The organism is Streptomyces sp. NPDC048255, assembly GCF_040652415.1.
GTDB lineage: Bacteria > Actinomycetota > Actinomycetes > Streptomycetales > Streptomycetaceae > Streptomyces.
In genome coordinates, this window is the sequence record NZ_JBEZMA010000030.1 from 1 (window position 1) to 12,978 (window position 12,978).

The following is a 12,978-nucleotide window of genomic DNA, read 5'->3' on the forward strand; positions in this document are numbered from 1 at the left end:
TCCCTCCGCAGCCCCGGCTCCGCCAGGCATGTTCAGCCCCGCCGGCGTTTGAGGCGCGGGTCCGGGCAGAGCCCGGTGCCCGGCGGAGCCGGGTTTCCTGGGGCGCCGCCCCAGACCCCGCGCCTCAAACGCCTGCGGGGCCGGAGGAGGCTGAGCCTCAAACGCCTACGGGGCTGGAGGGGGGCCGAAGCTGGATGGGGCTGAGCCTCGACGGGCACGCGCTCGCCGCCAGGCGACACGGCAGGCGAAATCCGGCCATCCCGGGCGGGCCCCCGGCCTCGCTCCTCACCCGCCGTATCAGTTCTCAAACGGGGCGTACGAGCCGCCGCACGGCCGCGTACTCTGTCCCCCATCCTTGTCGGACCCACGCGAAGAGAGCCCACGGCCATGCCTTCCATCCCGGCCAATTCCGACCTGCCCACGGCGGCCGGAGCACCCGCCGAAGCCGGTCTCCTCGACGCGCTCCAGCACCAGGTGGCGGTCTTCGCCCGCCGCGCCGAGCAGACCCGCCTCGGCGGTGTCGGCCAGGCCCGCAACTCGATGGACCGCGCCGCCTACCTCCTGCTGAACCGGCTCGACCTGGAAGGCCCGATGGGCGTCAAGGCGCTCGCCGGCGGCATGGGCATCGACTCCTCCACCGTCACCCGGCAGGTCGCGCCGCTCGTCGACAGCGGTCTGGTCAAGCGGACCTCGCACCCCGAGGACGGCCGGGCCGTGGTCCTCGCGCTGTCCCCGCGCGGTCTCGCGCGGCTGGAGGAGGTCCGTTCCTCGCGGCGCGAGCTGATGGCCCGGGTGACGGAGGGCTGGAGCCAGGAGGAGCGCGAGTCCTTCACCGGGCTGCTGACCCGCTTCAACCTGTCGCTGTCGGAGCTGATGGCGGCCGTGGCCGAGGCCGGCCCGGCGTCCTGAGCGCGTGGGACCTGCCGTGAGGCAGCTGCGTCCGACCTCTTGACCCGGGTGGACCCGCAGGCCGCACTATGTGGGCTGTGGAGCAACAGCCGGGTCCCTACGGGGAGTTCGAGGCCTTCGTCGCGGGTGCGGCGGGGCGGCTCCTGCGTGTCGCGGTCCTGCTGACCGCCGAGGCGGAGACCGAGGCCACCGCCGCGCGCCGGCTGCTGGGCGGCGCGCTGGCCCGTACGTACGCCAACTGGCGGCGCCTGCGCGGGGACGACCCGTACGACTACACGCGCCAGGAGTTGTGCACCGCCTTCGCCCGTACCGGCTGGCGCCACCACGGGGGCGTCGGCGTGCTGGCGCGGCTGAGCCCGGCGGAGCGGCTCGTGCTCGTCCTGCGGATCTACGAAGGGGTCGCGGAGGAGGTCACGGCGGCGCAGCTGGGGCTGCCGGCCGAGCGGGTCCGGGTGCTGTGCAACCGGGCCGTGCACGCGCTGCGGTCCGGCCCCGGCGGGGTGGCGCCTCCCGCCTCCGGCACGGGTGCGGCGGGCGCCGCATGAGCCCCTCGGACCGCAAGGAGGCGCAGGTCAGGCGGCTGATGGAAGGCCCGCAGCCGGTGGTGCCGGCCGATCTGGCGGCCGGGGCTGCCGCGCGGGGCGACCGGCTGCTGCGCCGCCGCCGGGCGCTGCGGCGGCTGGGGTGGGCGGTGCTCTTCGCGGCGGCGGTGGCCTTCGCGGTGTGGGCTTCGCTGACCCAGCCGTGGGTCACGCCGTCGAGCGGCATCTCCCCGCCCCTGGAGGGCTGGTGAGCGCCGGCCCTGACGACTGGTGAGCCCCGGCCGTGGCGAGCCGGTGAGCGCCGGTCACTGGAGGCCGGCGAGCGCCGGTCCCTTCCCGCCGGGTGTCCGGCGGGAAGGTTTCAGCGGGCCGGAAGGTGTCAGCCCAGGGCCTGGGTGAGGTCGGCGAGCAGGTCGTCCGCGTTCTCGATGCCCACCGAGAGGCGGACCAGGTCCGCCGGGACCTCCAGGGCCGAGCCGGCCACCGAGGCGTGGGTCATCCGGCCCGGGTGCTCGATGAGGGACTCGACGCCGCCCAGGGACTCGCCCAGGGTGAAGAGCTTGGCGCGGTTGCAGACCTCGACCGCCGCCTCCTCGCCGCCCGCGACCCGGAAGGAGATCATCCCGCCGAAGTTGCGCATCTGCTTCGCGGCGATCTCGTGGCCCGGGTGCTCGGGCAGGCCCGGGTAGAGGACGTGAGTGACCTTGGGGTGGCGGGTCAGCATCTCGGCGACCTTCGCCGCGTTCTCCGCGTGCCGGTCCATGCGCACGGCCAGGGTCTTGATGCCGCGCAGCACGATCCAGGAGTCGAAGGGCCCGGCCACGGCGCCCATCGCGTTCTGGTGGTAGGCCAGTTCCTCGCCCAGCGCCGCGTCGGCGGTGACCAGCGCGCCGCCGACCACGTCGGAGTGGCCGCCCATGTACTTGGTCAGCGAGTGCACGACCACGTCCGCGCCGAGCGCGAGCGGCTGCTGGAGGTAGGGGGAGGCGAAGGTGTTGTCCACGACCAGCTTGGCGCCGGCCGTCCGCGCGATGTCGGCGACGACGGCGATGTCGGTGATGCCGAGCAGCGGGTTGGAGGGGGTCTCGACCCAGATGACCTTGGTCTTGGGGGTGAGGGCGGCGCGTACGGACGCCGGGTCGGAGGTGTCGGCCACCGACCACTCGACGCCCCAGCGGGAGACGACCTTCGCGAAGAGGCGGAAGGTGCCGCCGTAGGCGTCGTTCGGGATGACCACGTGGTCGCCCGGGGAGAGCAGCGTACGCAGCAGGCAGTCCTCTGCGGCGAGCCCCGACGCGAAGGCGAGGCCGCGCCGGCCGCCCTCCAGCGCCGCGAGGTTCTCCTCCAGCGCGGTGCGGGTCGGGTTGCCGCTGCGGCTGTACTCGTAGCCGCCGCGCAGTCCTCCGACGCCGTCCTGCTTGTACGTGGAGACCTGGTAGATCGGCGGTACGACCGCGCCGGTCAGGGGGTCGGCCGTATTGCCCGCGTGGATCGCGCGGGTCTCGAAGCTCTGGTGCTCGTGGCTGTCGTCGCTCATGGGCAGATGCTATGCCCCGTCCGGAGCGCCTGCCCCACCTGGCGGCCACCCCCTGTTGGCCTCGGGTGCCCTGCGTCTGGTTCGCTTGGAGGCATGGAGATTCTGTTGTTCCTGTTCGCGATCGGCCTTCTCGTGGCGATCGCCGCTCCCTACGTACGGCGTAGCCGCGGCGGTATCCGTCAGGTCGCGCCCGGCAGCCCCGACGCCGCCGACCCCGAGAACTACGGATTCGTCCGGCAGGAGCAGCTCGACATCCGGGTGCCCGGGCCCGACGAGGACCTGATGGACGCCCTGGGCAACGTCCAGCGCAGCGGCACGTGGCAGGCGGCCTCGCAGCTGCTCGCCGGGACCCCGAAGGAGGGCGAGCAGCGCTGGCAGCGCGTGCAGGCCTTCGGCGGGGCGGCGGCGCTGGAGCTCGCGCAGCAGCCCGGTGCGGGCGCGCAGTGGCTCAAGGCGTGGCGGCTGGAGGCGGAGAAGGACGCGGGCGGCGCGCAGGTGCACGCCGAGCTGCTGGTGCAGCAGGCCTGGCGGCAGTCGGGCGGGGTGGGCTCCGCCGACCACCGGATCATCCTGGAGGAGGCGCGGGACGCGTGCCGCAAGGCCGCGCTGCTGGCGCCGGGCGACCCGGTCCCGCACATCGCGGAGCTGGCGATCGCGCGCGGCCTCGGATACTCGGAGGCGGAGTTCGACGCCCTGTGGGCGAAGGTGATCGACGTGGCGCCGGCGCACATGGGCGCGCACCTGGCCGCGCTGCACTACTGGGGCGAGAAGTGGCACGGCTCGCGGGAGAAGGCCGACGCCTTCTCGCACGCGGCCGCGGCCCGCGCCCCGCAGGGCTCGCTGCTGGCGGCGCTGCCGCTGTTCGCCGTGTACGAGAACACCCCGGACCTGGTGCTGAGCGGGAGCTTCTACCAGAGCGCGGTCGTGACGCGGGCGGTGGAGGGCGCGCTGTACGCGGTGCACACGGCACGGCAGGACGATCCGATGCTGGCTCACGTACGGCACATGCTGCTGATGTTCCTGGTCCACATGGAGCGCTGGGCGGAGGCCATGGAGCAGGTGCGGCACGTGGACGGCTGCGTCGGCGCGCTGCCGTGGTCGGCCTCGGGGGACCCGGCGGCGCAGTACGCGGTGTTCCGGGCGCTGGCGGTGGCGGGGTACGAGGCGAACGGCGGCTCCCCGGCGACGCTTCCGCACTGACGGCGTGCGGCTGCCGCCGGGGCGGGCCTCCGTACGGGTTCCGCCGCGCCGGGGCGGGCTCCGGGGCCGCCGCCCCCGGAGGGCAATGCCACCCGGGCCACCGGCCGACTGGCGCCGTACCGAGGCCCCCGTACGGCAACTCGCGCGCCGGGCTCGCCCCTCCAGAGCCGCCGCAGGCGAGCCGCCGGTCTGCTGGGCGGGGCCGCCCGCCGGCGGCCGCGCCCCACCAGCGGAAATCGTTGGCCAATAAAGTTGCTGTAAGTGACCTTCAGGCCGCATGATTCCGGCCGTGATCTCCCTGCGGAACCGGCGCCCCGGCATCCTCGCCAATCGGTGGGCGCGCACCCGGTTCGTACCCGCCGATTTCGGCCTCGTCCCCCGCGAACAGCTCGACCCGCGGCGCGGCGGCCCCGAGACCGGCCCCGGCCTGCGCGCCGAGCGCCGCCGCGTCGCCGACGCCGCGTACGAGGGCGACTGGCGCCCGGCCGCCGCCCACGTCCGGGCCGCGCCGCCGGCCGACTGGGACGACCGCTGGTCCCGGCTGGAACTGCTGCTCCGGCTCGCCGAGTCCGACGACCGCTGGCTCACCGACTGGCGCACGGCCGAGCCCTCCGACGCGGACGCCGCGACCGTGCACGCGCAGCAACTCCTCCGCCGCGCCTGGGCCGTACGCGGCTCGGCGTACGCCAGGGACGTGCCCGAAGGGGACATGCGGCAGTTCATGGCGACGCTGCCGGCCGTGATGGCCGCCGCACAGCGGGCCTCCGAGCTGGCCCCCGCCGACCCGGGCCCCTGGGTCGTCATGATCACGGCGGCACGGGCGATGAGCTACTCGCGCGGCCAGTTCGGCGACCTGTGGCGCAACCTGACCAAGCGGGCCCCGCACCACACCGCCGCCCACTGGCAGGCCCTCCAGTACTGGTGTGCCAAATGGGGCGGCTCCGACGAGGCGATGCTGGACTTCGCCCGGCGTGCCGCCCTGAGCGCCCCGGCCGGAAGCACCCTGCCCGGGATCTACCTGCACGCCCTCACCGAACTGCGTACGAAGCGGCCCGCCGCGGACCCGGCGCTGCTGACGGCCGTGGCCGAACGGCTGGACACCGTACGGGAGGACCACGAGGACCTGCCGCGGCTGCGCCACCTGCTCGCGGACCAACTGCTGCGCTCGGGGCTGCCCGGCGCCGCGCTGGAGCAGTTCCGCAGGATCGGCCCGTACTGCGGGGCCGCGCCGTGGAACGCCGACCCGGCGGGCCCGGTGGCGGCCTTCGACCTCGCCAGGGGCCTCGCCGCCCACGGCGCCCGCGGCTGAGGGCCGCGACCGCCCAACGGCGCGAGCACCTCCTTCACCTCCTTACTCCCTTTTCCGTCTCCGTCTTCGTCTTCGTCTTCGTCCCGTGGGGGGATCTGTCCATATGGGCGCTTCACTGCGCGCCTCGCGCGCCCTCGTCCTGCTCGCAGGCTTCTACCTGCTCGGCCTCGTCCTGCTGGCCGTCCTCGCCGGCGCCGACCTGGCCGCCGTCACCTGGCTGCACGGCCCGGCCGCCGTCAAGGTCCTCATCGTCTCCGCCGTCCTCGCGGTGCCGATCGTGCGCGGCATGTTCATGCTGCGCACCCCCAAGGGCGAACCGCCGGCCGGCGTCCCCGTCACCGAGGCGCAGGAGCCCGCCCTGTGGCAGGCCGTGCGCGAGGTCGCGGAGCAGGTCGGCACCCGCGCCCCCGACGAGATCGTGCTGATCGACGAGGTCAACGCGGCAGTCAGCGAGGACGCCGAGCTGCTGGGCCTGCGCTCCGGCACCCGGCACCTGTACATCGGCCTGCCGCTGATGACGGGCCTGGACGAGATGCAGCTGCGGGCAGTGCTCGCCCACGAGATGGGCCACTACGCCAACCTCGACACCCGTCTGACCCCGCTCATCGCCCGCGGCCGCGCCCAGCTGATCCGCACCATCGAGCACTTCAACGCCCGCGCCGAGAACAAGGTCGCCAAGGAGCGCGCGAAGCAGGAGAAGAAGGCCGAGAAGCGGATCGCCAAGGGCAAGAAGGCCAAGGAGGTCGACACCACGGGCGACGGCGCGATGTACCGCGCCATGGCCAAGCTCTACACGGCGTACGCCAAGTTCTACATGCGGGCCACCCTCTCCTCCGCCCGCCGCCAGGAGCTCGCCGCCGACCTCGCCTCGGTCCGCGTCGCCGGGCGCGACTCCGCCGCCTCCGCGCTGCGCGAGCTGGGCGCCCTGGGCTCGGCGCACGAGTTCTACATGGGCTCGTACGCCACCCTCGGCGTCGGCGCCGGCCTGCTGCCCCTGCCCGGCCAGGTCTTCGGCGGCCTGCGCAATCTGCTGGACGCCCGCTCGCAGGAGCTGGACGACCTGCGCGAGGAGCTGCCCACCGAGCCCGCCTCCCCCTACGACTCCCACCCCGCGCTCGCCGACCGCGTGGCCCGCATCGAGGCGCTGCCCGACGACGGCCGCACCGGCCAGGGCGCCCGCCCGGCCCTGGACCTGCTGTCGGACGCCGACGCGGCGCTGGTCGCGCTGGAGCAGGCCGTCCTCGCCCCGGAGGCCCTCGCGCTCGAGCGGGTCGGCTGGGACGAGCTCGTCCACGCGTCGATGACCCTGTACGTCGGCCAGGGCGCGCAGGACGTCCGCGAGGTCCTCACCGCCGAGGCGGCGGGCCCGGACCTGGGCACGCTGCTGGACGCCATCGACGCCGACCAGGCCGTGCGCTGGCGGATCACCGACCGGTTCCCGAAATCCGAGAAGGCGCAGGCGGCCACCGGCCGCACGGCCCGCGAGTTCGCCCGCCCCGTCCTGCGCGGCGCCCTGAACCAGCTGGTCACCGTCGAGCTGACCGCGCGCGGCGCGGCCCGCTGGCAGATGTCCTGGGCCGACTCGGCCACCCTCACCTACCCCGTCCCCGGCTTCGAGGACGAGCTCGGCCCGGCCCTGGACGCCGTGACCGCCGACCAGGTCGACACCGAACCCCTGAGAAAGCTGGTTCTTGCCCCGTGATCATCGCCCTCGCCGTATTCGGCGTCATCCTCCTCGCCGGAGCCTTCAAGATCCTGCGCGGCGTCTACTACATCCGCAAGGCCAAGGCCCTCGAAGCCGAGATCGGCGTCCTGAACGCCCGGACGCAGACCATCGAGACCGAGCAGGAGGACGCGGAGGAGGCCGAGCGGGCGGCCACGGCCGTCGCGCAGGGCTTCGTACCGGAGGCCGACCTCGACACCGACAACCCGGCGCCCGTGCCGCCGGAGCGGACCGCCGTGCTGGCGGCCGCCGCGTCGGGCGACTGGGAGGCGGCGGCCGCCTACGTCGAGGCGGCCGGGCAGGACTGGCAGGAGCGGATGGAGCGGGTGCGCCCGCTGGCCGAGGCGGCCGCCGAGGACGACGCGTGGCTGCTGGCCTGGCGCGCGGCGCGGCCCTCGGACCCCACGGCCGCGGTGGTCAACGCCGACACCTCGGTGCAGGTCGCCTGGAACGTACGCGGCTCCCTGCGCGCCGACCACACCACCCAGGAGCAGTTCCGGCTCTTCCACCAGTTGCTGGCCAAGGCGCAGGAGGACGCGCACGAGGCCCAGCGGCTGGCCGATCCCGTGGACCCGACCCCGTACATCGTGGAACAGCCCATCGCGTTCGGCCTGGGCTACTCGCACGAGCGCTACCAGCAGCTGTGGGAGCAGATCACCCGGCGCGACCCGAAGGTGCTGTGGGCGCACTACACCGCCCTGCAGTTCTGGTGCCGGAAGTGGCGCGGGTCGCACGAGCTGGCCCTCGCCTTCGCCCAGAAGTCGGCGGCCGCGGGCGAGCCCGGTGACCTGCTGTCGCTGCTGCCGCTGATCGCGCACTTCGAGAAGCAGACGGACGAGGACGACCTCTCGGTCGACACCTACTACAAGGAGCCGGAGATCCTCGCCGCCGTGGACGCGGCGCTCGCGGACCTGGCGGCGGCCGGCGCCGACCACCCGCAGGCGCCGCTGATGCGGCACATGCTGGCGTTCCTGCTGTTCTGGCAGGACCGGGACGCGGAGGCGGTCGAGCAGTTCCGCCACATCGACGGCCACATCGGCGCCATGCCGTGGTCGTACTCGGGGACGCCGAAGCGCCGCTACCTGTACGCGCGCAACTTCGCGGTTTCCCTGGTGGCGCGGGACGCGTGAGCGCCGACGTCGTGAGCGCGCGCCGCGCGCACGGCAGGTGACGTGACGGGGGCGGGAGGGCGGGCCGGGGAATCCCCGCCCGCCCGCTTCCGTTGACACTCCCACAAGGAGGGAATCCATGTTCTCGTACCGCCGCACGCCCGAGCTCCCCACCCGCGAGGAGGCCCTGAAGGGCCGCCCCGAGCCGCTGTTCCCCGTCCCCGACCGCCACACGGTCCTCGGCAACCCGCTGTCGGGCCCGTACCCCGCCGGCCTGGAGGTCGCCGACTTCGGGCTGGGCTGCTTCTGGGGCGCCGAGCGCAAGTTCTGGCAGACCCCGGGGGTGTGGACCACCCTGGCCGGCTACCAGGGCGGCTTCACGGAGAACCCGACCTACGAGGAAGTCTGCTCGGGCCTGACCGGCCACACCGAGGTCGTCCGCGTGGTCTTCGACCCCGAGACCGTCTCCTACGCGGCTCTGCTGAAGCTGTTCTGGGAGTCCCACGACCCCACGCAGGGCTTCCGCCAGGGCAACGACGTGGGCACCCAGTACCGCTCGGCGGTCTACACCCACTCCCCCGCCCACCAGGCGACGGCCGAGGCCTCCCGCACGGCCTACCAGCAGGTCCTGACGGCTTCGGGCTACGGCGAGATCACCACGGCCGTCCTGCCCGCGTCGGAGCGCCCCTTCTGGCCCGCGGAGGCCGCCCACCAGCAGTACCTCGACAAGAACCCGTCGGGCTACTGCGGCATCGGCGGCACGGGCGTCTCCTGCCCGATCGGCGTGGCAGCGGCGGAGTAGCCACCTGGCTCATCCTTTCGAGTGGGGCCCCGGACGTTCCGCTGGGTACGCTGACGCCGGGGCCCAGAATCTCGCCCATGGGAGCAACCGTGTCGACCTCCACCGCCGGGCAGGCGCTCATCCCGCAGCCGCCCGCCACCGTGACCGCGCTGCGGCAGGCCGTCGCGCAGATCGCCCCGGCCGCGCTGCCCTCGTTCACCCGCGAACTGGACGAGGCCGCCGACCAGTCCCGGCAGGGCTCCGACCTGGCACCCCTGCAACGGTTCATCACGCAGTGGGCTGCCTACGTGCACATCCAGCGCCAGCCGCATCTCGCCGCGGAGCTGCGCCGCTGGGAGGACACGGCGGCCACCGGTGACGTGGCACAGGTCCGACGGGCGGCCGCCGAGATCGGCAGAATCCTCGACGCGGCCCACACCGCCCTCACCGCGCCCCGGCCGTGAGCGGCATCTGGCTCCGGCGGTCCTAGATCTTGCACTGGAACACGGCCGTGCCGCGTTCGCGCCGGTAGCCCAGGGCCTCGTTCACCGTCCGCATCGGGGTGTTCTCGTCCGCCACCGTCGTGGCGATCGTGCGCAGTGCGGGGAACCGCCCGGCCGCATCGCGCAGCATGTGCTGCTTCACCGCGCGGCCGAGGCCGTGGCCGCGGTGGCCGGGGACGACGACCGTGTCGTACTGGACGGCCCGCGGGCCGGACGGGTCGGGCAGGACGAGGACCGTGTACGCGGCCACCTCGCCCGCGTCGGTCACCGCCGCGACGGTGGTGAGCTCACCGCCCCGGTCGAGGGCCAGCCGCTGCACGGCGCGCAGCCGTTCCGCGCCCCCGTCGTGGATGTGCTGGTCCATGTCCCCGGTGGGCGCGTCCTCCATCGCCGCGTGGGCCACGGCCTGGGCCCGCACCCAGTCGTCCGGGGTCAGGCCGGGCCAGGCCAGCAGGGTGTAGCCCGGCGTGGCCGGGACCTCCACCGCCCGCGGCTCCGGCACGTCCTGTACGTACGAGGCCATCGGCAGGACGTTCTCGAAGCCGAGGGACTCCGCGAAGGCCTGCCCGGGTCCCCCGAGGTCGAGCATGGTGGCGACCGAGGTCCGGCCGTCCGCGAGCAGCTCCTCGCGGACCCGCTCCCACAGGGCCGTGCCCACGCCCCGCCGCCGCGCGTCCGGGCGTACGGCCAGCACGTCCAGGAACGCGGTGTGGCGGTTGGCCTCCTCCGAGAACAGCAGCAGGCCCGCCACGCCCGCCCCTTCGTCCGCCGCCAGCAGCACGGGGCGGCCGCGGACCGGCGCCACGCCCAGCCGCCCGGCGGTCTCCACCCGTGCGGGCGGCGGCGGGCCGGGCAGGTCGGCGGCCGCGGCGGCGGCCAGCACCGCCTGCCAGCCGTCCACCTCCGCGTCGGAAGGGGGCAGGGTCAGGGAACGGATCGTCATGTCCCCGACCCTAAAGCGGGCCTGGTCGCAGTGCCCCGGGATTTCCTCCGTCACGGCCCCGCCCGGGCACGGTCACCCGGGATCTCTGGGATACCTGGGATACCTGGGATACCTGGGATACCGCAACGGCGGACGGCCGGGACCCCTTGGGGTTCCCGGCCGTCCGCCGTCGGATGTGCCGTGCCGTCAGGAGGCCGCGCCGGCCTTCCACTCCGCCCAGCTCATGTTCCAGCCGTTGAGGCCGTTGTCCGGCTTGATGGTCTTGTCCGGGGAGTTGACCACGGTGACCACGTCGCCGATGAGCGAGTTGTCGAAGAACCACGCGCCGGGCTGGTCGGGGTCGTTGGCGCCCTTGGCGTCGTTCAGACCGACACAGCCGTGGCTGGTGTTCACCTTGCCGAAGATCGAGTCGGATCCCCAGTAGTTGCCGTGGATGAAGGTGCCGGAGGTGGACAGCCGCATCGCGTGCGGGACGTCCTTGATGTCGTACTCGCCCTTGCCCTCTTCGTTCTTGAAGCCGACGGTGGCGCCGTCCATCCGGGTCTCCTTGAACTTCTCGGAGATCACCATCTGGCCGTTGTACGTGGGGTTCGCCGGGGCACCGGCCGAGATCGGGATGGTCTTGAGGACCGCGCCGTCCCGGGTGACCGTCATCGTCTTCGCCTTCACGTCGACGGTGGAGACCTGGCTCCGGCCGACCTTGAAGGTGACGGTCTTGTTCTGGGCGCCCGTGATACCGGGTGCACCCTGCACGCCCTGGAGCTCCAGCTTCAGGGTGATGGTGGAGTTCGCCTGCCAGTACTGCTCGGGGCGGAAGTCGAGGCGCTGGTTGCCGAACCAGTGACCGACGACCTCCTGGCCGCTGCTGGAGGAGACGGAGATGGCCGCCTGGACGGCCTTCTGGTCCTTGATCGGCTTGTTGAAGGTGAGGGAGACCGGCATGCCCACGCCGACGGTCTGGCCCTCCTCCGGGACGAACGAGCCGATGAAGCTGTTCTCCGGGGAGAGGGTGGTGAAGGAGGAGTTCTCGTGCGCCTCGCGCCCGGCCTCGTCCTTCGCGGTCGCCGCGAGGGCGTACTTCGTGGAGCGCTTCAGCGCGGCGTCGGGCTTCCAGCTCTTGCCGTCGGCGGCTATCTTGCCGGCCACGGCCGCGCCCTCGCTGGTCTTCAGCTCGACCTTGGTGAGCGTGCCGTCGCTGACGGTGACCCCGGCCCCGTCGTTCAGGGGGACGTTGGTGGAGCCGTCCTTGGGCGCGATGGCTATTCGGGCCTTGGAGGCATCCTTCGCCGCCGCCGCGTCCACCTCCGCCTGGGACTTGCTGGCCTCGCCGTTCCCCTTCGGCTCACCGCCCCCGTCGTTGCACGCCGAAAGCATCAGTACGCCGCCGAGCACGGCGGATACGGCCACCAGGGACCTTCTCCGTCGCTTGCTGTCCGTCCTCACACGCCACTCCATCGTTGCCGGAAACCCCGAGGCTGCCGTCCCGGGGCTGGCCGGGCAGGGGGACGCACCCCCTGCCTCGCCCTGACAACGCGTTAACGTCGCGGATCGGTTCCACATTCCGTTCGAATGTGGGCAACCCCACGGTCAGGCGTTGTCGTTCTCTTCGTCGAACTCCCCATCTTCCCCGTCGAGGTCCCACTCCATGGACTCGGGGTCGTATTCGACGGGCTCGCTGCTCCAGGAGGCCTGGGCCAGCTCCACCCCGGGGATGTCGGCGACCAGGTCGGTGGGGTCCACCAGGTAGGCCAGGGCCTCCGACTCGTCCTCCCGGACGGCGGATTCGGCGTGGCCGCGCTCGTCGTCCGGCATGAACTCGTCGGCCTTGATGTGGTCGAGTGCGGCTCCGGTGAGTGCCTGCGGATCAGGCACCTCCAGCACCAAATCCACCCGAAGCCGTACGAATCGTGATGTCTCAGAAGGGTTCATACGACGGAGCGTAAGCCCGCGGAACCCCCGGCTTTCCCACGACCCGCCCCTTTCCGTAGCATCACCGCACACGGCCAATTCGCTGCTGCCACAAGGGGGATCGCACCGTGTCCGCACGTCGTCCGCTGCTCACCGCTCTCGGAGCGACCACCCTCCTCGCCGCCCTCTGGTTCGTGCCCTCCGCGGGCGCGGCCGCACCCGGGCACACGGCGGGCTCTTCCGGCGCGCCCGGGGCGGCCGACAGCGCCGCCGCCGACCCGGCCGCTTCCGGTTCGGCTTCCGGTTCCGACTCCGGCGCCGGCTCGGGTTCCGGCCAGGGCCCCGGCGCCGGCACGGCGCCGCGTACGGCCGCGCAGGCCCCGCTCTCCCTCGCCGACACCGGCTCCCTCGACACCACTCCCTACCTGCTCGGCGGCACGCTCTGCCTGGGCCTGGGCGCGGGCTCCGTGGTCTTCTCGGTACGCCGCTCCCGCGCCCTGTAGACCCCCTCGTC

The 12,978-nt window shown here is 73.4% G+C and carries 14 protein-coding genes; 10 read left to right on the forward strand and 4 right to left on the reverse strand.

Features of this window, described 5'->3' with window-relative positions:
- Positions 1-387: 387 nt before the first annotated feature.
- From AB0D94_RS22730 to AB0D94_RS22740, 3 genes are all read left to right on the forward strand, one after another.
- Positions 388-909 carry a MarR family transcriptional regulator gene (locus AB0D94_RS22730; RefSeq protein ID WP_362054897.1) on the forward strand — a complete coding sequence of 174 codons (522 nt, stop codon included), beginning with the start codon at positions 388-390 and terminating at the stop codon, positions 907-909.
- Between the two features lie 77 nt (positions 910-986).
- Positions 987-1,454 (forward strand): sigma factor-like helix-turn-helix DNA-binding protein, encoded by a 468-nt coding sequence (locus AB0D94_RS22735; protein WP_362054899.1) that lies wholly within the window; start codon positions 987-989, stop codon positions 1,452-1,454.
- Positions 1,451-1,702: a hypothetical protein gene (locus tag AB0D94_RS22740; protein WP_362054901.1), complete on the forward strand. Its 252-nt coding sequence runs from the start codon at positions 1,451-1,453 to the stop codon at positions 1,700-1,702. Before AB0D94_RS22735 ends, AB0D94_RS22740 begins: the two co-directional genes overlap by 4 nt.
- 128 nt (positions 1,703-1,830) lie before the next feature.
- On the opposite strand, the gene AB0D94_RS22745 is transcribed toward AB0D94_RS22740, so the two are convergent.
- Complete coding sequence (locus tag AB0D94_RS22745) at positions 1,831-2,988, reverse strand: cystathionine gamma-synthase (protein ID WP_362054903.1); 1,158 nt, start codon at positions 2,986-2,988, stop codon at positions 1,831-1,833.
- A gap of 93 nt (positions 2,989-3,081) precedes the next feature.
- Here AB0D94_RS22745 and AB0D94_RS22750 point away from each other — a divergent pair, with 93 nt between their 5' ends.
- The 6 genes from AB0D94_RS22750 (at position 3,082) to AB0D94_RS22775 (ending at position 9,574) form a co-directional block, all read left to right on the forward strand.
- Entirely contained in the window at positions 3,082-4,188 is a 1,107-nt protein-coding gene (locus tag AB0D94_RS22750; protein WP_362054905.1) for a hypothetical protein, read from the forward strand.
- 289 nt (positions 4,189-4,477) lie between these two features.
- Positions 4,478-5,497, forward strand: a complete 1,020-nt coding sequence (locus AB0D94_RS22755; protein ID WP_362054907.1) for a hypothetical protein — start codon at positions 4,478-4,480, stop codon at positions 5,495-5,497.
- A gap of 103 nt (positions 5,498-5,600) precedes the next feature.
- Positions 5,601-7,199 carry a M48 family metallopeptidase gene (locus tag AB0D94_RS22760; protein WP_362054909.1) on the forward strand — a complete coding sequence of 533 codons (1,599 nt, stop codon included), beginning with the start codon at positions 5,601-5,603 and terminating at the stop codon, positions 7,197-7,199.
- The gene (locus AB0D94_RS22765; RefSeq protein WP_362054911.1) at positions 7,196-8,350 is read left to right on the forward strand and encodes a hypothetical protein; all 1,155 of its coding nucleotides are present in this window, start codon (positions 7,196-7,198) and stop codon (positions 8,348-8,350) included. Before AB0D94_RS22760 ends, AB0D94_RS22765 begins: the two co-directional genes overlap by 4 nt.
- A 118-nt stretch (positions 8,351-8,468) precedes the next feature.
- The gene (gene msrA / locus AB0D94_RS22770) at positions 8,469-9,131 is read left to right on the forward strand and encodes a peptide-methionine (S)-S-oxide reductase MsrA (protein ID WP_362054913.1); all 663 of its coding nucleotides are present in this window, start codon (positions 8,469-8,471) and stop codon (positions 9,129-9,131) included.
- A gap of 89 nt (positions 9,132-9,220) precedes the next feature.
- Positions 9,221-9,574, forward strand: coding sequence for a DUF6247 family protein (locus AB0D94_RS22775; RefSeq protein ID WP_362055033.1), 354 nt, complete (start codon positions 9,221-9,223; stop codon positions 9,572-9,574).
- Between the two features lie 22 nt (positions 9,575-9,596).
- Here AB0D94_RS22775 and AB0D94_RS22780 read toward each other — a convergent pair whose 3' ends face one another.
- From AB0D94_RS22780 to AB0D94_RS22790, 3 genes are all read right to left on the reverse strand, one after another.
- On the reverse strand, positions 9,597-10,556 hold the full coding sequence (locus AB0D94_RS22780; protein ID WP_362054915.1) for a GNAT family N-acetyltransferase: 960 nt from the start codon (positions 10,554-10,556) through the stop codon (positions 9,597-9,599).
- A 186-nt stretch (positions 10,557-10,742) separates the two neighbouring features.
- A complete protein-coding gene (locus AB0D94_RS22785; RefSeq protein WP_362054917.1) occupies positions 10,743-12,011 on the reverse strand; it encodes an Ig-like domain-containing protein in 1,269 nt (422 codons plus the stop codon).
- 132 nt (positions 12,012-12,143) lie between these two features.
- Positions 12,144-12,485 carry a hypothetical protein gene (locus AB0D94_RS22790; protein WP_362054919.1) on the reverse strand — a complete coding sequence of 114 codons (342 nt, stop codon included), beginning with the start codon at positions 12,483-12,485 and terminating at the stop codon, positions 12,144-12,146.
- 107 nt (positions 12,486-12,592) lie between these two features.
- Between AB0D94_RS22790 and AB0D94_RS22795 the strand changes: the two genes are divergently transcribed.
- A complete protein-coding gene (locus tag AB0D94_RS22795) occupies positions 12,593-12,967 on the forward strand; it encodes a hypothetical protein (RefSeq protein WP_362054921.1) in 375 nt (124 codons plus the stop codon).
- The last annotated feature ends 11 nt before the right edge of the window (positions 12,968-12,978 follow it).